At 64.2% G+C, this 18,856-nt stretch carries 20 protein-coding genes and 1 pseudogene; 15 read left to right on the top strand and 6 right to left on the bottom strand.

Annotation, left to right across the window (positions count from 1 at the left end; all coding sequences use genetic code 11):
* Positions 1-2 precede the first annotated feature (2 nt).
* From EJ072_RS28080 to EJ072_RS28065, 4 genes and pseudogenes are all read left to right on the top strand, one after another.
* A complete protein-coding gene (locus EJ072_RS28080) occupies positions 3-1,337 on the top strand; it encodes a dihydroorotase family protein (protein ID WP_126082251.1) in 1,335 nt (444 codons plus the stop codon).
* A 5-nt stretch (positions 1,338-1,342) separates the two neighbouring features.
* A complete protein-coding gene (locus EJ072_RS28075) occupies positions 1,343-2,116 on the top strand; it encodes a glucose 1-dehydrogenase (protein ID WP_126082250.1) in 774 nt (257 codons plus the stop codon).
* 201 nt (positions 2,117-2,317) lie between these two features.
* A complete protein-coding gene (locus EJ072_RS28070) occupies positions 2,318-3,415 on the top strand; it encodes an HlyD family secretion protein (RefSeq protein ID WP_126082249.1) in 1,098 nt (365 codons plus the stop codon).
* A pseudogene (locus EJ072_RS28065) lies at positions 3,412-5,009 on the top strand (DHA2 family efflux MFS transporter permease subunit). The gene EJ072_RS28070 and the pseudogene EJ072_RS28065 overlap by 4 nt, the downstream one beginning before the upstream one ends.
* Before the next feature lie 93 nt (positions 5,010-5,102).
* Here EJ072_RS28065 and EJ072_RS28060 read toward each other — a convergent pair.
* Positions 5,103-5,336 carry a hypothetical protein gene (locus EJ072_RS28060; protein WP_126082248.1) on the bottom strand — a complete coding sequence of 78 codons (234 nt, stop codon included), beginning with the start codon at positions 5,334-5,336 and terminating at the stop codon, positions 5,103-5,105.
* A 270-nt stretch (positions 5,337-5,606) separates the two neighbouring features.
* On the opposite strand from EJ072_RS28060, the gene EJ072_RS28055 reads away from it, so the two are divergent.
* Complete coding sequence (locus EJ072_RS28055) at positions 5,607-6,188, top strand: NAD(P)H-dependent oxidoreductase (protein WP_126082247.1); 582 nt, start codon at positions 5,607-5,609, stop codon at positions 6,186-6,188.
* Positions 6,189-6,403: 215 nt separating this feature from the next.
* Positions 6,404-6,832 (top strand): cupin domain-containing protein, encoded by a 429-nt coding sequence (locus EJ072_RS28050; protein WP_126082246.1) that lies wholly within the window; start codon positions 6,404-6,406, stop codon positions 6,830-6,832.
* A gap of 43 nt (positions 6,833-6,875) precedes the next feature.
* Here EJ072_RS28050 and EJ072_RS28045 read toward each other — a convergent pair whose 3' ends face one another.
* Positions 6,876-7,331 (bottom strand): carboxymuconolactone decarboxylase family protein, encoded by a 456-nt coding sequence (locus EJ072_RS28045; RefSeq protein ID WP_126083772.1) that lies wholly within the window; start codon positions 7,329-7,331, stop codon positions 6,876-6,878.
* A 189-nt stretch (positions 7,332-7,520) separates the two neighbouring features.
* Here EJ072_RS28045 and EJ072_RS28040 point away from each other — a divergent pair, with 189 nt between their 5' ends.
* The 4 genes from EJ072_RS28040 to EJ072_RS37045 all read left to right on the top strand — a co-directional run bounded on the left by EJ072_RS28040 (position 7,521) and on the right by EJ072_RS37045 (position 9,350).
* Positions 7,521-8,279 carry a copper homeostasis protein CutC gene (locus EJ072_RS28040; RefSeq protein WP_126082245.1) on the top strand — a complete coding sequence of 253 codons (759 nt, stop codon included), beginning with the start codon at positions 7,521-7,523 and terminating at the stop codon, positions 8,277-8,279.
* 8 nt (positions 8,280-8,287) lie between these two features.
* A complete protein-coding gene (locus tag EJ072_RS28035) occupies positions 8,288-8,788 on the top strand; it encodes a GNAT family N-acetyltransferase (protein WP_126082244.1) in 501 nt (166 codons plus the stop codon).
* A gap of 76 nt (positions 8,789-8,864) precedes the next feature.
* Positions 8,865-9,068 (top strand): hypothetical protein, encoded by a 204-nt coding sequence (locus tag EJ072_RS37050; RefSeq protein ID WP_245467013.1) that lies wholly within the window; start codon positions 8,865-8,867, stop codon positions 9,066-9,068.
* A 48-nt stretch (positions 9,069-9,116) separates the two neighbouring features.
* Positions 9,117-9,350 (top strand): hypothetical protein, encoded by a 234-nt coding sequence (locus EJ072_RS37045; protein ID WP_245467011.1) that lies wholly within the window; start codon positions 9,117-9,119, stop codon positions 9,348-9,350.
* A gap of 187 nt (positions 9,351-9,537) precedes the next feature.
* Here the strand turns inward: EJ072_RS37045 and EJ072_RS28025 are convergent, their stop codons facing one another.
* The 3 genes from EJ072_RS28025 to EJ072_RS28015 all read right to left on the bottom strand — a co-directional run bounded on the left by EJ072_RS28025 (position 9,538) and on the right by EJ072_RS28015 (position 13,322).
* A complete protein-coding gene (locus tag EJ072_RS28025) occupies positions 9,538-10,335 on the bottom strand; it encodes a xanthine dehydrogenase family protein subunit M (RefSeq protein ID WP_126082243.1) in 798 nt (265 codons plus the stop codon).
* Between the two features lie 12 nt (positions 10,336-10,347).
* Positions 10,348-12,696, bottom strand: coding sequence for a xanthine dehydrogenase family protein molybdopterin-binding subunit (locus tag EJ072_RS28020; protein ID WP_126082242.1), 2,349 nt, complete (start codon positions 12,694-12,696; stop codon positions 10,348-10,350).
* 125 nt (positions 12,697-12,821) lie between these two features.
* Complete coding sequence (locus EJ072_RS28015; RefSeq protein ID WP_126082241.1) at positions 12,822-13,322, bottom strand: (2Fe-2S)-binding protein; 501 nt, start codon at positions 13,320-13,322, stop codon at positions 12,822-12,824.
* A gap of 258 nt (positions 13,323-13,580) precedes the next feature.
* Here EJ072_RS28015 and EJ072_RS28010 point away from each other — a divergent pair, with 258 nt between their 5' ends.
* Both EJ072_RS28010 and EJ072_RS28005 read left to right on the top strand, forming a co-directional pair.
* Positions 13,581-14,765 carry an FIST N-terminal domain-containing protein gene (locus EJ072_RS28010; RefSeq protein WP_126082240.1) on the top strand — a complete coding sequence of 395 codons (1,185 nt, stop codon included), beginning with the start codon at positions 13,581-13,583 and terminating at the stop codon, positions 14,763-14,765.
* 5 nt (positions 14,766-14,770) lie between these two features.
* A complete protein-coding gene (locus EJ072_RS28005; RefSeq protein WP_126083771.1) occupies positions 14,771-16,108 on the top strand; it encodes a hybrid sensor histidine kinase/response regulator in 1,338 nt (445 codons plus the stop codon).
* A 9-nt stretch (positions 16,109-16,117) separates the two neighbouring features.
* On the opposite strand, the gene EJ072_RS28000 is transcribed toward EJ072_RS28005, so the two are convergent.
* The gene (locus EJ072_RS28000; protein WP_126082239.1) at positions 16,118-16,801 is read right to left on the bottom strand and encodes a response regulator transcription factor; all 684 of its coding nucleotides are present in this window, start codon (positions 16,799-16,801) and stop codon (positions 16,118-16,120) included.
* 225 nt (positions 16,802-17,026) lie between these two features.
* On the opposite strand from EJ072_RS28000, the gene EJ072_RS27995 reads away from it, so the two are divergent.
* The 3 genes from EJ072_RS27995 (at position 17,027) to EJ072_RS36420 (ending at position 18,840) form a co-directional block, all read left to right on the top strand.
* Positions 17,027-17,725, top strand: coding sequence for a fumarylacetoacetate hydrolase family protein (locus EJ072_RS27995; RefSeq protein WP_126082238.1), 699 nt, complete (start codon positions 17,027-17,029; stop codon positions 17,723-17,725).
* Entirely contained in the window at positions 17,722-18,372 is a 651-nt protein-coding gene (maiA, locus tag EJ072_RS27990; protein ID WP_126082237.1) for a maleylacetoacetate isomerase, read from the top strand. Before EJ072_RS27995 ends, maiA begins: the two co-directional genes overlap by 4 nt.
* Before the next feature lie 174 nt (positions 18,373-18,546).
* Positions 18,547-18,840, top strand: a complete 294-nt coding sequence (locus EJ072_RS36420; protein WP_210211612.1) for a DUF4262 domain-containing protein — start codon at positions 18,547-18,549, stop codon at positions 18,838-18,840.
* Positions 18,841-18,856 lie beyond the last annotated feature (16 nt).

Raw genomic sequence — 18,856 nt, 5'->3', positions numbered from 1 at the left:
ACTTGTTCGAGACGCTGATCCGCAGCGCAATGGCGGTCAACGCCGAGGGATTGAGCCGCTGCGATGTCGGTATCGCCGCGGGCAAGGTCGTAGCGCTGATTGCACCCGGGGAAGCCGCTGAAGCCAGAACCGTCATCGACGCTTCCGGCTGTTTCCTGTTGCCCGGTCTCGTGGATGCGCACGCGCATTTGCGCGAGCCTGGGCTGACGCATAAGGAGGACTTTTCCTCGGGCACCCATGCGGCGGCGCTCGGTGGCGTGACCACCGTGCTCGACATGCCGACCGACGAGCCTTGGACGGCCACGGCCGAGCAACTCGCCGACAAAATGGCGATCGCAGAAGGCCGCATCCATGCCGATGTCGGCCTGCAGGCCGTGGTCAGCCGCGATCTGTTGCTCATCCCTCGCCTCCTCGACCACGCGCCGGTCTCGTTCGAGCTCTTTACCGCCGACGTGCCGGACGGATTCCTGTTTGCAACGCTCGACAGCGTCGCCCAGGCGCTGAAAGCGTTCGCCGGCGCCGATACGCTGGTCGGCATCTCGCCCGGCGACCAGTCGATCCTGGCCGGCAGCTCCGCGCGCGACCGCTCGCGCAGCATCGCCGCCTTCCTGGACAGCCGGCCGCCGCTCGCGGAGGCCAACGGCATCGCTCGCGCCCTTGTCGCCGCAGCATCGGCTGAGGCGAAGGTCCATGTCCGGCAGATCAACTCCGAACTCGGCGTCGAGACCTGGAGCCGGCTGCGCGGCATGGCCGACGCAAGCGTCGAGACCACGCCACAGAATCTGTTCTTCACGGCGCAGGATTACGAGGTGCAAGGCCCCAATCTGAAGGCTTCACCACCCTTGCGCTCGCCGCACGATGTCGATGCGCTGCGCGCCGCGCTGGGTGCCGGGCTGATCGACGTCGTCGCCACCGATCATGCCCCGCACGCTCCTGCCGAGAAGGCGGCGCCCTATGCGGCTTTCGCTGACATCCCGGGCGGCATGCCGGGACTGCAGACGCTGCTTCCCACCATGCTGAGGCTGGTGGACGAAGGGCTTATCGCCTTGCCCGACCTGGTGCGCATGTGCGCCCGCAACCCGGCCGAGCGCTTCGGCCTCGGCCGGCGCAAGGGACGCATTGCCGCCGGATACGACGCCGATCTGCTCATCCTCGATCCGCGCCGATCCAGCACCGTCGCCAATGGCGATCAGGTGTCGCGGGCGGGCTACACGCCTTTCGACGGCTGGACCGTCAAAGCGCGACTGATCAACGTCTTCCTGCGCGGCCGCGAGATCGTGCGCGACGGGCGGCTGGTCGGTCCGGCGCAAGGCAAGATCGTCACGAGGGAGAGCTGAACACCATGGCCCTGCTTGCCAACAAAACGGCCATCGTTACCGGGGCGAGTTCCGGCATCGGCCGCGCTATCGCGCTCAAATTCGCCGCCGAGGGCGCCAACGTCGTAATTGCCGATACGGTGGAGCAGCCGATCGAGGGCGGAGAGAGCACAGTCGAGTTGATCCGCTCCGCCGGCGGCAATGCCGTCTACATGAAGACCGACATCTCGGACTGGAATGCCGTCGACGCGCTTGTCGGCGCAACCGTCGATCGCTTCGGTCGGCTCGACGTGATGGTCAACAATGCCGCGATCTACACCAGCACCAACCTGGTCGAGACCACGCCGGAACAATGGAACCGCGTCATCGGCGTCAATCTGACGGGTTCTTTCTACTGCAACAAACGCGCCGTCACGCAGATGCTCACCCAGGCGCCGGTCAACGAGGTGCGCGGCCGCATCATCAACATCTCCTCGCAGCACGGCATGGTCGCCTGTCCCGGCGACCTTGCCTATTCGGTAAGCAAGGGCGGCATCGTGCAGATGACGCGGCAGATCGCCGTCGACCATGCCGACGACCTGATCGTCTGCAACGCCATCGCGCCGGGCAAGATCATCACCGGCAAGCCGGGCGTCGCCAACGACCCCGATGCGCTCGACTATTCGCGCCGCCGTACGCCCTGGCCACGGCTCGGGCATCCGCACGACGTGGCGGGCGCGGCGCTATTTCTCGCCAGCGACATGGCGAGCTACGTCACCGGCATCAACCTGATGGTGGACGGCGGCTGGATGGCGGGCTGACAAGCGGGCCCCGGCGCGAAATCCCTTGACAGGAACCTTTGCGGAAAACGCTCGTTGACCCTGCTGCGAGGGGGTCAACGATATCTGGGACCCGTTGCCTTGGACGCCAAAACTGAAAGAAAAGAGCGCGAAACCGCTCCCGCCGAGAAAACGCGGGCTCGGCCCCGGGCCGAGCGACGCCCGCCGGACGACGAAAAACGCGTGGAAAACAAGCGCGCGGACGATACGCGCACACAAGACGCGCAGGGGAATGACAGTCCGTCCGACAGCAACAAGCTCGGCCCCATCAGACGCCATCCCTACATAGCGGCGATCATCGCCATCCTCATCCTGCTGGTGATCGCGGCGGTGGTCATCTGGTGGCTCAACGCGCGCCACTATGAATGGACCGACGACGCCTTCATCGACGCCCGCACGGTGACGGTCGGCGCGGAAATTGCCGGGCGCATCACCGATGTCGCCGTCACCGACAACCAGCCGGTCGAGGCCGGCGCGGTGCTTCTGCGCATCGACGACAGCGACTATCAGGCCTCGCTCAAACAGGCGGAAGCCGGCGTGGCGGCGGCGCGGGCCGACATCGCCAACGTCGAGGCGCAGACCCAGGCGCAGAACGCCAAGATCGACGCGGCCGGCAAGCAGGTGGCGCAGGCGCAGGCGGCGCTCGAATTCGCCAAGTCCGAGGACCAGCGCAACCGCGAGCTCCTGGCCAAGGGCACGGCGACGCAGCAGCAGGCACAGCAGGCCGCTTCGACCTTGCGCCAGGACCAGGCGGCGCTGGACGCCGCCAACGCCAATGTCGAGGCAGCGAAAAGTCAGCTGGCGGTTCTGCAGGCTCAAGGCAAGAGCGCCGAGGCCAAGCTTCGGCAGGCGGAGGCGGCCGAGAACCAGGCCAAGACCACCCTCACCCGCACGACCATCACGGCGCCCGTCGCCGGCCGTGCCACCAGCATCACTGCGGCGAAAGGCACCTATGCGCAGCCCGGCCAGGTGCTGATGATGTTCGTGCCCAACGACGTCTGGGTGAAGGCCAATTTCAAGGAAACACAGCTCGACCTGATGCGGCCGGGCCAACCCGTCGACATCGCCATCGACGCCTATCCCGAAAAGACCTTCCATGGCCGGGTCGACAGCGTCCAGGCCGGCAGCGGCACGGCGTTCAGCCTGCTGCCTGCCGAAAACGCCACCGGCAATTTCGTCAAGGTGGTGCAGCGCGTGCCGGTCAAGATCGTGTTCGACCAGCCGCCCGGCGTCTATCTCGGCCCCGGCATGTCGGTGGTTCCGACGGTCAAGGTCAGATGAGCGATGCCGCGACAGTTCAGGGCAACGAAAGCCGTTCCGCCGCCGGCGGGCGCAACCCCTGGCTGATCGCGATCGTCGTCTCGATCGCGACCTTCATGCTGGTGCTCGACACCTCGATCGCCAATGTCGCGCTGCGCAACATCGCCGGCAGCCTGGCCGCCGGCATGGACGAGAGCACATGGGTGATCACCACCTATCTCGTCGCCAACTCCGTCATCATCCCGGTCAGCGGCTGGCTGACCAGCGTCGTCGGCCGCAAGCGCTACTACATGATCTGCGTCGCGACCTTCACATTTGCATCGCTGCTCTGCGGGCTGGCCCCCAACCTGCCGACGCTGATCGCCTTCCGTATCCTGCAGGGGCTGGGCGGCGGCGGCATGGCGCCGAGCGAGCAATCGATCCTCGCCGATACTTTTCCGCCGGAGAAGCGGTCCCAGGCCTTTGCGCTCTACGGCATCGCGGTGATCGTCGCGCCGACGGTCGGACCGACAATCGGCGGCTGGCTGACCGACAATTTCTCCTGGCACTGGATCTTCTTCATCAACGTGCCGTTCGGCATCATGTCGCTGGCGCTCGTGCAATGGCTGGTGATCGAGCCCGACATCCTCGAACGCGAGCGCCGGGAGCGGTTGAGCAAGGGGCTGAGGGTCGACTGGATCGGCTTCATCCTGGTGGCGATGGCGCTCGGCTGCCTCGAAGTCTTTCTCGACGAAGGCCAGCGCAACGACTGGTTCGCCTCGACCTTCATCACGACCTTCGCTGTGATCTCGACCGTGTCGTTCGTGCTGCTGGTCCCGTGGGAGTGGACAAGGCGCGATCCGATCGTCGACGTCCGCCTGCTGTTCAGCCGGCAGTTCGGCATGTCCTTTCTGGTCATGATGGCGGTGGGCGCGGTGCTCTTCAGCACCACGCAGCTTTTGCCGCAGTTGCAGCAGACGACCTTCGATTACACCGCCACGCTCTCCGGCCTCTCGATGATGCCAGGGGCATTGCCATGCTCATGCTGATGCCGATCTCGGGCTTTGCCGCCGGCATCGTTCAGCCGCGCTATCTCATCATGTTGGGCATGTCGGTGGTCGCGGTCGCGCTCTGGCACACGACCTCGCTGACGCCCGACGCCAGCTTCAGCTTCTTCGCCTATGCCCGCGTCTATATGATGATCGGCCTGCCGTTCCTGTTTATCCCGATCTCCACCGCCGCCTATGTCGGCCTGCCGCCGCAGAAGACCGACCAGGCATCGTCGCTGATCAATGTCGCGCGCAACATCGGCGGCAGCATCGGCGTGTCGCTGTCCAACACGGTGATTGTTCAGAACGCCCAGATGCACCAATCGGTGCTGGTCAGCCACACCGCGCAATCGAGCGACACCTATCAGCAGACGCTTCGCCAGGTGACGGATCATTTCGTCGCCGAGGGTTCGCCATTGGTCGAAGCCAGACAGCAGGCCGTCGGCTGGATCGGCCAGGAGATCGGCCGCCAGGCTTCGCTGCTCGCCTATGTCGATGTGTTCTTCTACTGCGCGATAGCCACAGCGGTGCTGGTGCCGTTTGCTTTGCTGCTCAGACCGCCCAAATCGGCACCGGCGAAACGTTAAAGCATGTCTCCCGAAAGTGGGAACCGGTTTCGGATAAAGACATGCGTAAAATCAAAAACCGGACGGAAAACCGCTAGTTTTCCCGGAATTGCTCTAGAAGCCGAACTGATCCTTGCGCAAAGCGTCCTCGTATTTCTTCTTCAATTCCAGAACCCTGTCGCGCACCTCATCCTCCTTGAAGTGGGCCGCCTCCCATTTGTCGATCTCGGCTATCGAGTGGTTGACGGATGCGAGTTCCTCTTCCTCCCTGATCGCCGCTATCCAATCCTCCACCGCGGCCTTGTAGGCGCTCTGAAGCTGGTCGAGATCCGACACATCGGTTTGCATGGCATACTCCGTTGGATGAGCGCGCCACTTGTAACCCGGCCGGATGAACAAACTAAGACAGGCGAGCTTCGTCCTCGGTCTGCGTCCCCTCGGCAGGCTTGCGGATTCCCCTTGTTTCACCGGACTTCCGCCTTCGGCGACATAGTGGCCGAACTCAGCTCGCATTCGACGATGCTGACGCGGATAGGGTGATCTCCTCAGGCACTTGCGCCAGATCAAAGAGGCGTTTTGGAAGAACGCGCTAGGATTGAATGCGTGAGGTAGGGACCAATGACCAAGCGGATCGCGATCATACAGGGTCATCCAGACCCCGGTGGGCATCGCTTGCTGCATGCGATGGCAGACGCTTATGCCGAAGCTGCGAAAGCAGCCGGGCACGAGGTTCGTCGCGTCGAAGTGGGAACGCTCGAGTTCTCGCTCATGCGTACACAAGCGGAATTCGAGACCGGGGCATTACCGCCGGCCCTCGTGCAACCGCGGGACGATATGCGCTGGGCCGAACACTGGGTTTTTCTGTTTCCACTTTGGCATGGAACCATGCCGGCACTGTTCAAAGGTTTCCTTGAACATATCTTCAGGCCCGGCTTTGCCATGGAATATGGAAAAGAAGGTTTTCCGAAACAACTGCTCGCCGGCCGTTCGGCTCGCATCGTCGTCACCATGGGCATGCCGGTCTTGCTCTATCGTTGGTACTTTGGCGCCTACGGATTGCGCGGTTTCGAGCGAAGCATGCTGAGCTTCGCGGGAATCAAACCTATTCGTGAGAGCCTGTATGGCCTCACCTTCGCCGACGAAAAGAAGCGAGTTCGCTGGATCGACGATATGCGCAAGCACGGGCAACGGGGCGACTGACAAAATCATCCCGAGGTTCAAGCCACGTCCCAGGTGGCTCGGGCGAGCTATCATTCGGCAATGGCGAATGCCCCGCAGGTTACGTGAAGCGTCCTGAGCCAGCGTTTTCCAATAGCATGTCAACGACTGGCAGCCTCGCCACCACTGATAATCGGCCCCGGCACGCTTGCGCACGCAAGATCGCGGCGCGATGCTGGCCGCAACTGGAGGAGACCATGCGAAACATCACGGCATCGGCACTGCTTTTGGCGGTGGCATTCTTCACGACCAGCGCGAACGCGCTGGACAGTTCGAACACGCCCGTTGTGGTGACACCGCTGGTGTCGAAGACAACGACCGCGTCGGGCCAGCCGATCACGCTGCCGCAAAAGAACGTCGAGGTGCAGGTCTCGTCCTACCAGATCGCGCCGGGCGCAACGCTCCCGGTCCACAAGCATCCCTTCCCGCGCTACGCCTATGTCGAGCAGGGAACGCTCAAGGTCACCAATGTCGAGACCGGCGCTGCCAACACCTTCAAATCAGGTGACTTCATCGTCGAGATGGTCGGCCAATGGCACCAGGCCACCAATATCGGCACCGATCCGGTGAAGCTTCTGGTGATCGACCAGGTCGAGCAAGGCGCCAAGAACACGATCCTGAAATAGTAGCCGGCAGAGCGTCCGCTCCGAAGCGGTCGCCCGTTGTTGCTCAGCCCCAGGCGCCCACAGGTTGCCTTGTGGTGGCGTTCAGGCGGTTGAAGGCGTTGATCAGCGCGATCTGGATCACCAAAGCGGCGAGCGCCTTGTCGTCAAAGTGACGCGCCGCCTCGTCCCAGACGTGGTCGGGCACCGCGTCGGACCGATCGGCCAGGCGCGTCGCGGCTTCCGTCAGCGCAAGCGCCGCGCGTTCGGCGTCTGTGAAGTAAGGCGTCTCGCGCCATGCCGACACGGCGAAGATCCGCTCGTCCTTCTCGCCTGCCTTCTTCAGCTCGCGCGCGTGCATATCGACGCAGACGGCGCAAGCATTGATCTGGCTGGCGCGCAGATGAACGAGCTTGCGCGTGACATACGGCACGTCGCCGGCCTCGGTCGACTTGTCGAGCGCGAGCAGCGCCTGCAGCGCGCCGGGAATGAGCATCACCGGGTTCTTCAATCTTGCTTCCATCATCCGTCTCCTCGGGTTTCGTGCTGCCGGCAGGCCCGTACCAATCAATAACTTTCCAGTTATGAGTTATCCATAACTTTGCAGTTATGCGTTGTCAAGCGCCTTCCCTGGCTGGACCGATGGTTGCGGCTTTCGCGGCGGCGCGACCGGTGCTAGGGCTGCCCAACTTCTAGAAAGCATGGATGGAAGCTGGTGGCGGACACGCAAAAACCCCTGATCGAAATCTGCGTCGAAGGCATTGACGGGTTGCTCGCCGCGCAGGCCGCCGGGGCCGACCGGGTCGAGCTCTGCGCCAGCCTGATCGAAGGCGGCATCACACCGAGCCTCGGCACGGTGCGCGCCGCGCTCGAAAGCGCGACCATTCCCTTCCATGTCATCGTTCGGCCGCGCGGTGGCGATTTCCTCTACAGCGAGGCCGAATACCGCTCGATGCTGGCCGATGTCGAAGCGCTTCGCGAGCTCGGCGTTGCCGGTGTCGTCGTCGGCTGCCTGACCGCCGACGGCGCCATCGACGAGACGCGCACGAGCGCGCTGGTTGAGGCCGCCGGCCCGCTCAACGTCACCTGCCACCGCGCCTTCGACATGACGCGTGATCCGGCTGAGGCGCTCGAGGCGCTCATCCGCTGCAAGGTCGGCCGCGTGCTGACCAGCGGACAGCGCGATACCGCGCTCGAAGGCGTCGAGCTTCTGGCCGAGCTCGTGCGTCTGGCGGACGATCGCATCATCATCCTCGGCTGCGGCGCGCTGGCGCCCGATACGATCGGCGAGGTGCGCAAGCGGACCGGGCTGACCGAGATGCATTTTGCAGCGCTTGCGGACGTGCCCAGCGCCATGCGCTACCGCAATCCCAATGTCGGCATGGGCGGCACCGACCTCTACCGCGAATACCGCAACACGGTGACCGACCAGGACAAGGTGGCGGCGACGATCGCGGCCGCGAGAGCCTGACAGCCAAGATGGTGACCCAGGAGTTGCTGCCGATCGAACGCGTCTCGCCCGCCGACGAGCCCGCCATCCTCGCGCTCAACAACGAGCATGCGGCGGAACTGTCCTGGCTCGAGCCGGAACGGCTTTCCTTCCTGCTCGGTGAGGCTTTCTACACGCGCCGCATCGGCGCGCTCGGGGCCTTCATCCTGTGCTTCGACCAGGACGCAAATTACGACAGCCCGAACTTCTTTTGGTTTCGCGAGCGCTATCCGCGCTTCGTCTATGTCGACCGAGTGGTGGTCGCCGCGGCGGCGCGCGGCCGCGGCCACGCCCGCCGCCTTTATGAGGATCTGTTCGAGCAGGCCCGGTGCGCCGGCCACACGATGGTAACCTGCGAGGTCAATGCCGATCCGCCCAACCCGGCTTCCGATGCCTTCCACGCCGCGCTCGGTTTCGCCGAGGTCGGCGACGCGGTAATCCACGGCGGCAAGAAGTCGGTGCGCTATTGGGCAAAACCGATCGCCGCCTGAACACGCTTCGAACGCTGCTGGCCAGAAGAACAAGCCAAAGCTAATATAACCGCTCGGCTGGCTGGGGCGCGACATCATGGCGAGCAATGTCTTCCGCTTCGACGAAAGCTGGGACATCCCTGAAGGCACACTCCAGGAAGTGTGGGATGTGCTGTCGGACGCCCAGTTGCTGCCGCTCTGGTGGGGCGATGCCTATAAGGAGGTGGAGCCGCTCGACAAGAAGGGCAAGGGCGTCGTCGGCGCCCGCGCCAGGGCACGAGCGCGCGGCGCCCTGCCCTAGGAGCTGAACTTCATCATCGAGGCCGCCGAGCTCATACCCGGCCGGCTGGTGGTGGTAAAAACCTTCGACGATTTCGACGGGCTGTGGCGGGCCGAGCTGTCGCCGTCAGGGGCCGGCACGCATGTCGATCTGGTCTGGCAGGTCACGGTCGAGAGGCCGATCCTCAAATTCCTGGCGCCGCTGCTCAGGCCCGCCTTCGCCTGGAACCATGGCTGGACGACGCCGCGCGGAGAAACCGGGCTTCGCCGCTACCTCGCCGCCCGAAAGAACGGCAGGGCCTGACCTCACCAGTTGCGGTTGAGCCAGCCGCGAGCCGGTTTCTCGACGATGTAATAACTGGCCAGCGCAGTGCGGGATAACTTTGTGCAAGTGCGAAGCTGCGACTTGACCGGTGCTTCCGGTCAAGCCTTTGTTATGGCCAAGAAAAAGGGGCCGAGGTGGCCCCTTCTTTCATCCGCGGCGGGGCTGTTCAAGCGTTGGCGGCAGCCACCGCGCGCTTGGCCATCACCGCGATGAGATTGGCGCGGTACTCGGCGGAGGCATGAAGGTCGCTCATCAGCCCTTTCGCCGGCACTTTGAGGCCGTCGAGCGCGGCGGCGTCGAAGCTCTTCGCCAGGGCGGCCTCGACCTCCTTCAAGCGGAAGACGCCGTCCTCGCCGGCGCCGGTGACGGCGGCTCTCACCCCGTCCTTGCCCTTGCTCACGAACACGCCGACGATGGCGTAGCGCGAAGCCGGGTTGCGGAACTTCTGGTAGGCCGCCTTGGCCGGCGCGGTGAAGCTCACCGCGGTGACGATCTCGCCTTCCTTCAGCGCCGTCTCGAACAGGCCCTTGAAGAATTTGTCCGCCGCGATCTCGCGCTTGTTGGTGATGATCGTCGCGCCCAGCGCCAGCAAAGCCGCCGGATAGTCGGCCGCCGGGTCGTTGTTGGCGATCGAGCCGCCGATCGTGCCTTTGTAGCGCACCGCCGGATCGCCGATCAGCGATGCCATATGCGCAAGCGCCGGGCACACCTTCTTCAGCTTCTCGTCGGTTGAGACGTCGTAATGCGTCGTCGCGGCCCCGATGGTGACCGTCTTGCCGGACAACTTGACGCCCTGCAGGTCCTTCAGCCGCGAGACATCGACAAGGTCGGAAGGCGCCGCGAGCCGCGTCTTCATGGCCGGGATCAGCGTCATGCCGCCGGAGAGCAGCTTGGCGTCGCCGTTCTTCAGCAGCTTGGCGGCGTCAGCGACGGAAGAAGCGCGATGGTAATTGACCGAATACATGCTCGTTCCTCCTCAGTGCTTCGTCGCGCGGATGGTAGCCCACACCGTCGCGGGCGATGCCGGCATGGGAATGTCGTCGACGCCCAGCGCATCGGTGATGGCGTTGATGACCGCCGGCGGAGAGCCGATGGCGCCGGCCTCGCCACAGCCCTTGACGCCGAGCGGATTGCCCGGGCATGGCGTGTTCGAGGTGGAGACCTTGAAGGACGGCAGGTCGTCCGCTCGCGGCATGGTGTAATCCATGTAGCTTGCCGTCAGAAGCTGCCCGCTGCCGTCGTAATGTGCGCCCTCCAGCAACGCCTGGCCGACGCCTTGCGCGATGCCGCCATGCACCTGCCCTTCGACGATCATCGGATTGATGATGTTGCCGAAATCGTCGGCCGCGACGAACTGGATGATTTCGGTCAACCCGGTCTCCGGATCGATCTCAACCTCGCAGATGTAGCAGCCGGCCGGGAAGGTGAAGTTGGACGGATCGTAGAAGGCCGTTTCCTTCAAGCCCGGCTCCATGCCCGCCGGCAAATTATGGGCGGTGTAGGAGGCAAGCGCCACCTGGAACCAGGGCAGGCTCTTGTCGGTGCCAGCGACCTTGACCTCGCCATTCTCGATGACGATGTCGCCCTCGTCCGCTTCCAGCAGGTGCGCGGCGATCTTCTTGGCCTTGGCCTCGACCTTGTCGAGCGCCTTGACGATGGCCGACATGCCGACGGCGCCGGAACGCGAGCCGTAAGTGCCCATGCCCATCTGCACCTTGTCGGTGTCGCCATGCACGATCGAGACCGAGTCGATCGGCACGCCGAAGCGCTGGGTGACCAGTTGCGCGAAGGTCGTTTCATGGCCCTGGCCGTGGCTGTGCGAGCCGGTGAGCACCTCGATCGTGCCGACGGCATTGACCCGTACCTCCGCCGATTCCCAGAGGCCGACGCCGGCGCCGAGCGAGCCGACCGCCGATGATGGCGCCAGGCCGCAGGCCTCGATGTAGCAGCTCATGCCGATGCCGCGCAGCTTGCCCTGCTTGGCCGCATCCGCCTTGCGCCTGGTGAAGCCGGCATAGTCGGCGGCCTTCATCGCCGCATCGAGCGATGCGTTATAATCGCCCGCGTCATAGGCCATGATCACCGGCGTCTGATGCGGGAAGGACGTGATGAAGTTCCGGCGCCTGAGTTCCGCCGGCGACACACCAAGCTCGCGCGCGGCGGTTTCCATCATCCGCTCGAGCACGTAGGTGGCCTCCGGCCGCCCTGCCCCGCGATAGGCATCGACGGGCGCGGTATTGGTGTAGACAGCACGCACATTGGCGTGGATCGCCGGGATGTTGTACTGGCCCGACAAGAGCGTGGCATAGAGATAGGTCGGCACGCAGGACGAGAACAGCGACATGTAGGCGCCGAGATTGGCTATCGTGTCGACCTTCAGGGCGGTGATGCGGTTGTCCTTGTCGAAGGCCATCTCCACCGTCGAGACATGGTCGCGGCCATGCGCGTCCGCCAGGAAGCTCTCGGTGCGGTCGGCCACCCATTTGACCGGGACGCCGGTCTTCTTCGATGCCCACAGGCAAACGATCTCTTCCGGATAGATGTAGATCTTGGAGCCGAAGCCGCCGCCGACATCGGGTGCGATCACCCGCAGCTTGTTTTCCGGCGCGACGTTGTAGAAGGCGCTCATCACCAGCCGCGCGACATGCGGGTTCTGCGACGTCGTCCAGCAGGTATAGTGGTCCTCCGCCTTGTCGTAATGCCCGAGGGCCGCGCGCGGCTCCATCGCATTCGGCACCAGCCTGTTGTTCACGATTTTCATGCGCGTGACATGGGCCGCCGACTTGATCGCCGCGTCGGTCGCCTTGCCGTCGCCGAGCTCCCAGTCGAAGATCAGGTTGTTCTCCGCTTCGGCATGGACCTGCGGTGCGCCGGGCTGGATGGCCTTGGTCGCCTCGACCACCGCCTTCAGTTCCTTGTAGGTGATCTCGACCGCTTCCGCCGCGTCGCGCGCCTGGCCCTTGGTGTCGGCGACGACGATGACGACGGCGTCACCGACATAGCGCACCTTATCGACCGCAAGCGGCGACCAGGCGCCCATCTTCATCGGCGTGCCGTCCTTGGAGTGGATCATCCAGCCGCAGATCAGATTGCCGATGCCGTCGGCCTTGAGCTCCTTGCCGGTGAGCACGCCGACGACGCCTGGCATCGCTTGCGCCTTCTTCACGTCGATCTTCTTGATCTGCGCATGCGCGTGCGGGCTGCGCACGAACACGGCATGCTTCATGCCGGGAACCACCATGTCGTCGACATAGCGGCCGCCGCCGGTGATGAACCTCTTGTCTTCCTTGCGCGCCACGCGGGCGCCGACGCCTTCGATACCCATTAGGAAATTCCTCCCGAAAATAGCGAGTAGTGAGTAGCGAATAGCGAGTAGTGAATTGGTGGAGCGCAGAGCGGCCGAAAAAATACCGACTATTCGCTACTCACTATTCGCTACTCGCTCGATCCTCACGCTGCCTGCTTCGCCTTGCCCTTGGCGCCCTTCGCCATCGCTTGCGATGCGGCGAGGATCGCCTTCACGATGTTGTGGTAGCCCGTGCAGCGGCAGATGTTGCCTTCGAGCTCGGCGCGCACCGTCGCCTCGTCCAGACCCTCCGGATGGCGCGCGATCATGTCGGTCGCCGTCATGATCATGCCTGGCGTGCAGAAGCCGCATTGTAGGCCGTGATGCTCCTTGAACGCGGCCTGGACCGGATGCAACTCGGCGCCGTCGGCCAGCCCTTCGATGGTGACAATGGTCGAGCCTGAGGCCTGAACGGCCAGCATTGTGCAGGATTTCACCGCCCGGCCGTCGACATGCACCACGCAGGCGCCGCATTGCGACGTATCGCAACCGACATGCGTTCCGGTGAGACCCAGATGCTCCCGCAGGAAATGCACCAGCAACGTTCGGTCTTCGGCGCTCCCGCTGACCCGTTTCCCATTCACAGTCAAGGACACGTCCGACATGCAACCTCCCTGGGTATTAACCTTGGTCCTCACCCTGCCGATGCCGTGCTGTGCTTCGGCAGTACCATTCGCGCACCGTACAACGCGCAAAACAGCGCTGCCAGCGCCGGTTCCATTGTACTTTCGATCATGGCAAAAGTTATGTGCAGCGCAGCAACCGGCCCCATTGCCAAATCAGGGATTGAGGGCAAAGATGCCCTCGATGCGGAGCGTGCCTGGCACGCATAGAAAAGACACCCATAAACCGCGTCGCAAGAATTGCGGAGAAGGCAGCTGGCCAGTTCGAGCACACGCTATGCATCGGGCCTATCGGCGCTCACCACGGATGAGCCCGACCCGAATGCCTTTGCCCGGGCCATCGCGGCCGAAGCGGCGATCGTCGACGCCGGTTTCGCGCTTCTGTTCTTCTCCCAAGGCCTTGTCGACGCGGCGGCGCTGGCGCAGGCGCTGAAAGCATACGCGCCCTCGCTCGCCTATGCCGGCTGCTCGACCGCCGGCGAGATCACGCCGCAGGGACTGGAGGAAGGGCATATCCTTGCCCTGCTTTTGCCTTCGGCGTCGTTTTCAACCGTCTCCGTCATGGTCGAAAACCTCTCTTCGTCCAGCATGGACAGTATCACCGGCGAGGTCGCGGCGTTGCGGCGCCTGCTGCGCGAGCGCATCGGCCACGACCGCTCGAACCAGTTTTTCGCGCTCTGTTTCATCGACGGGCTGTCCTATGCCGAGGAAGCGGTGACCTCGGCCATCCACTGGGGACTGGACGACGTCCCGCTGATCGGCGGCTCGGCCGGCGACGACCTCAAATTCGAGACGACCAGGCTGATGGCCAATGGCAGGGTCGCCTCCGATAGCGCCGTCATCGTGCTGGTTGCGACCGAAATTCCTTTCCACGTCTTCAAGACCGACAATTTCATCCCGACCGACGAGAAGCTGGTGGTGACGGCGTCCGACCCCGACCATCGCATAGTGCGCGAATTCAACGCCGCCAACGCGGCCGAGGAATACGCAACCTCCGTCGGCATCCTGCCGCAGACGCTGACGCCGCTGAGCTTTGCCTCGCACCCCGTCGTGGTGAAGGTCGGCGGCGAATATTATTGCCGATCGATCCAGCGCATGCATCCTGACGGCTCACTGTCCTTCTTCTGCGCCATCGACGACGGTATCGTGCTTTCCATCGCCCAGCCGAAGAACATGGTGGAATCGACACGCACCGCTTTCGAGGATGTCGAGCACAAGCTCGGCGGGATAGATATGATCCTGGGCTTCGACTGCGTGCTGCGCCGGCTCGATGCGCGCAACCGCCAGGTCTTCCGCGACATTTCCGAGCTCTACCGGACCAACAAGGTCATCGGGTTCGGCACCTATGGCGAGCAGTACCGCTCGATGCATCTCAACCAGACCTTCACCGGCATCGCCTTCGGCGAGCGCCAGGCGGCCGAGTGAACGGCATGCCGCTGCGCGACATCGACGACGTCGACAGGCTGAAGAAGATCAACGCGGCGCTTGTCAGCCGCGTCGAGCGCTCGATGGACCAGCAGGGCAACGCCTTCTCGCTGTTCCAGACCGCCATCTCGCTGGAAAACCGGGTGCGCAACCGCACCGAGGAATTGCACGCGACGCTACGCCGGCTCGAGCAATCGAACATCGAGCTCAGCGCGGCGAAGGAAAACGCCGAACTGGCGAACCTCTCCAAGACCAGGTTCCTCGCCGCCGCCAGCCACGACGTGCTGCAGCCGCTCAACGCCGCGCATCTGTCGGTCTCGGCGCTGGCCGAGGTCCAGACCAGCGAGGAAGGCAGGAAGCTGGTGCGCCAGGTCGAGCGCTCGCTGGAGACGATGGAAGACCTGCTGCGCACGCTGCTCGACATCTCCAAGCTCGACGCCGGCGTGGTGCAGCCTGAGATCGGCGACGTCAGCCTGGAGACGCTGTTTTCCTCGCTGCGCTCGGATTTCCAGCCCGAGGCTGAGAAGAAAGGCCTGTCGCTGAAGTTCCGGCCGGTCAATGTCGTGGTGCGCTCCGACCGCACCCTGCTCAGGCGCATCCTGCAGAACATCCTCTCCAACGCGCTGCGCTACACCCGCTCCGGCGGCGTGCTGGTCGGAACCAGGCATCGCGGCGACACCATCCGCATCGACGTCGCCGACACCGGCTGCGGCATTGCCGAGGACCAGCGCGAAGCGGTGTTCGAGGAGTTCCACCGCGGCACCTCGACACTTGCCGACGGCGGATTGGCCGGCGGGCTGGGGCTGGGCCTCGCCATCGTGCGCCGCATGGCGGCTGCCCTTGGCCACCCCGTCACCTTTTCCTCGAGGGTCGGGCGCGGTACCATCTTCCACATCGACGTGCCGATCGGCATGGCGGCCGCCGAACCGGCGACAGGCATCGCCGACATGGACCGTCCGCGCGGCTACGGCCTCTTCGGCACCAAGGTCCTGCTGGTCGAGAACGACGCCGACGTGCTCTCCGCCATGACCTCGCTGCTCGAACGCTGGCAGTGCCTGGTGCGCGCCGCGACCTCGACCGACGACGCGCTCGATCTTCTGGGCGACACCGATTGGGTGCCCGACATCATCATCGCCGACCAGCATCTCGACGGCGGCGACCTCGGCACCGCCACCATAGCCGAAGTCCGCGACTATCTCGGCCGTTCGGTGCCGGCGCTGATCGTCACCGCCGATGGGTCAGAGCACGTCGCCAAGGCGACCCGCGCCGCCGGCATCGAGCTGATGCGCAAGCCGCTGAAGCCTGCGCAGCTAAGAGCGCTGCTGGCGCATTTGCTGGCTTAGAACTGCCCCTCAAAACCCCGCCTGATCCCGAAACAACTCCGCATTATCCAGCTTCGACACCTCGATCACCGCCTGCGTGCGGCTGTAGACATTGAGCTTGCGCAAGATCTCCGAGACATGCGCCTTCACCGTCGTCTCGCCCACCTGCAGCTCGTAGGCGATCTGCTTGTTGAGCATGCCCTGGCGCAGCATCTGCAGCACCCTGAGCTGCTGCGGCGTCAGCCTCGCCAGGCGCTGCACCATATCGGCGCGGTCGGTGCTGTCGGGGTCGGGCGGCTGGCCCTCGTAATTTTCCGGCACATAGACGGCGCCGTCCATCACCGAGCGGATGGCGGCGGCGAGATCGCTCTTCCTGGCCGATTTCGGGATGAAGCCGGCCGCGCCGTAGGACAACGCCTCCGAAATGATCTTCGGTTCCTCATAGCCTGAGACAATCACCACCGGCAGCCGCGGGTAGCGGGTCCTCAGCTGCAACAGCCCCTCGAAGCCATGCACGTCGGGCATGCTCAAATCGAGCATCGCAAGATCGAACGGCTTGGCGTCGGCGAGGAGTTCGATGGCCTCCGTGATCGAGCGCGCCTCGACCGTGTCGACGTCCGGATAGGCCATCTGCACAGCGCTGTGCAGCGCCTCGCGAAACAGCGGGTGGTCGTCGATGATCAGGAAGCGGGCGCGGTCGCTGACGGAGCTCATTGCACGGGTTCAGGCATCGGTTCGGTTTCGGCCGGTACAGGATAGTCCGGTGACCATGGCCAGATTATTGGCAAATAGTATATCGCCCAATGGTACAGGGCCCCAATGGCACAGGGCACTGCCATTGGAACGACAGGCCGATGTGCGCGGGAGCGTCCTCAGTCTTGCCCGGCCGTCGAAATCGGCCGAAGGTGCGCACGATTCATGCCAACACAGAGACAGCCCATGCCAGAATTCATCCTTCCGCCGCCAGCAACCGCCTCGGTCGCTATTGCCGGCTCCGTGGAACGGTTTGCCGTGCGCCGCATCTTCTGCGTCGGCCGCAACTATGCGGCGCATGCGCGTGAGCTCGGCAACGACGAGCGCGATCCGCCCTTCTTCTTCACCAAGCCGGCCGATGCGGTTGTCGACAGCGGCGCCGAGATCTCCTACCCGCCGCTGACCGCGAATCTGCATCACGAGATCGAGCTGGTCGTCGCCATCGGCAAGGCCGGCTTCCGCATTCCGCGCGCCGATGCGCTCGCTCATGTCTGGGGCTACGGCGTCGGCGTCGACCTGACCCGCCGCGACCTGCAGGATCAGGCGAAGAAAGCGGCACGTCCGTGGGACTGGTCGAAGGCCTTCGACCAGTCCGCGCCTTGCGGTCCGCTGGTTCCGGCCGCGACATCAGGACATCCGGACAAAGGCCGCATCTGGCTTGCCGTCAACGGCGCGGTGAAACAGGACGGCGATCTTGCCGAGCTTATCTGGCCGATCGCCGACATCGTCTCGATCTGCAGCGAGGCGGTCGAGCTTCGCCCGGGCGACCTGATCTTCACCGGCACGCCGGCCGGCGTCGGTCCGGTTCAGGCCGGAGACAGGATCACCGGCGGGGTCGACGGCATCGGCACGGTCGAGGTGGCCATCGGACAACCGAGGCGATGAGCGACCTCGTCCTCCACAATTACTACCGCTCCTCCACCTCCTACCGGGTGCGGATCGCGCTGGCGATGAAGGGGCTGGACTATACCTATGTGCCGCATCATCTGCGGCACGGCGAGCATCTCGAGCCCGCCTATCTCGCGATCAACCCGCAAGGGCTGGTGCCGGCGCTGGTGCTGGATAACGGCCGGCTTTTGACGCAGTCGCTGGCGATCATCGAATATCTCGACGAGATTGAGCCCGAGCCACCGCTGCTGCCGAAGGATGCGTTGGGTCGGGCTCGCGTCAGGATGCTGGCGCAGATGATCGCCTGCGACATCCACCCGGTGAACAATCTGCGCGTGCTGACCTCGCTGCGCACCTTGTTCGGCGCCGGCGACGAGGACGTCGTCAACTGGTTTCGGCACTGGGTGAACGAAGGCTTCCAGTCGCTTGAAAAGATTCTCGCCTCCTCGCCCGAGACCGGCGCCTTCTGCCATGGCGACACGCCGGGCATGGCCGATATCTGCCTTGCCGCGCAGGTCACCAACAATGCCCGCTTCGGTGTCGACATGGCGCCCTACCCGGTAATCGCGCGCATCAACGCCGCCTGCATGGCGCTGCCGGCGTTCCAGCAGGCAGCGCCGCAGAACCAGATCGATGCCGAGTAGGGAAGCCAAAGACGCCGAGGAGGCCAAGGCACTGGCCGACATCGACGAGTTCGGGTGTCATATCCTCTATGTGCTGGAGGAGGACGAGAATCCGCCATTCGCATACTCGGTCGGGATAGAGCACAATTTTGGCGTCCCTGATTGGTCGTCATCGGGCTCAAGCCGGAGCTTTCGATGACCATCGTCAATGAGTACTGCAGACGCGTGCGCGGCGGCGAGAGGTTCCGCATCGGAGAGCGGGCGTCGGGTTTCCTGGGAGGTGGCTTCGACTGTCAGTTCGGTGCGGTCCACCCGGACCACTATCCCGAATATTTCGGTTGGAATATCTGGTTCTACGACGGGCCGGATTTCCGGATCATGCAGCTAATTTTTCCAACAACCTCCGGCGTTTGGCCATGGGATGCCGAGGCCGATGAATGGGTTCGCAAGCGGCAGCCCCTTCTAGACCGACCACCGTTGCCACCTTAGTTCGGATCGTCGTCCA

The organism is Mesorhizobium sp. M2A.F.Ca.ET.046.03.2.1, from assembly GCF_003952425.1.
Taxonomy (GTDB): Bacteria; Pseudomonadota; Alphaproteobacteria; order Rhizobiales; family Rhizobiaceae; genus Mesorhizobium.
This window is presented reverse-complemented; position numbering and strand designations above follow the sequence as displayed.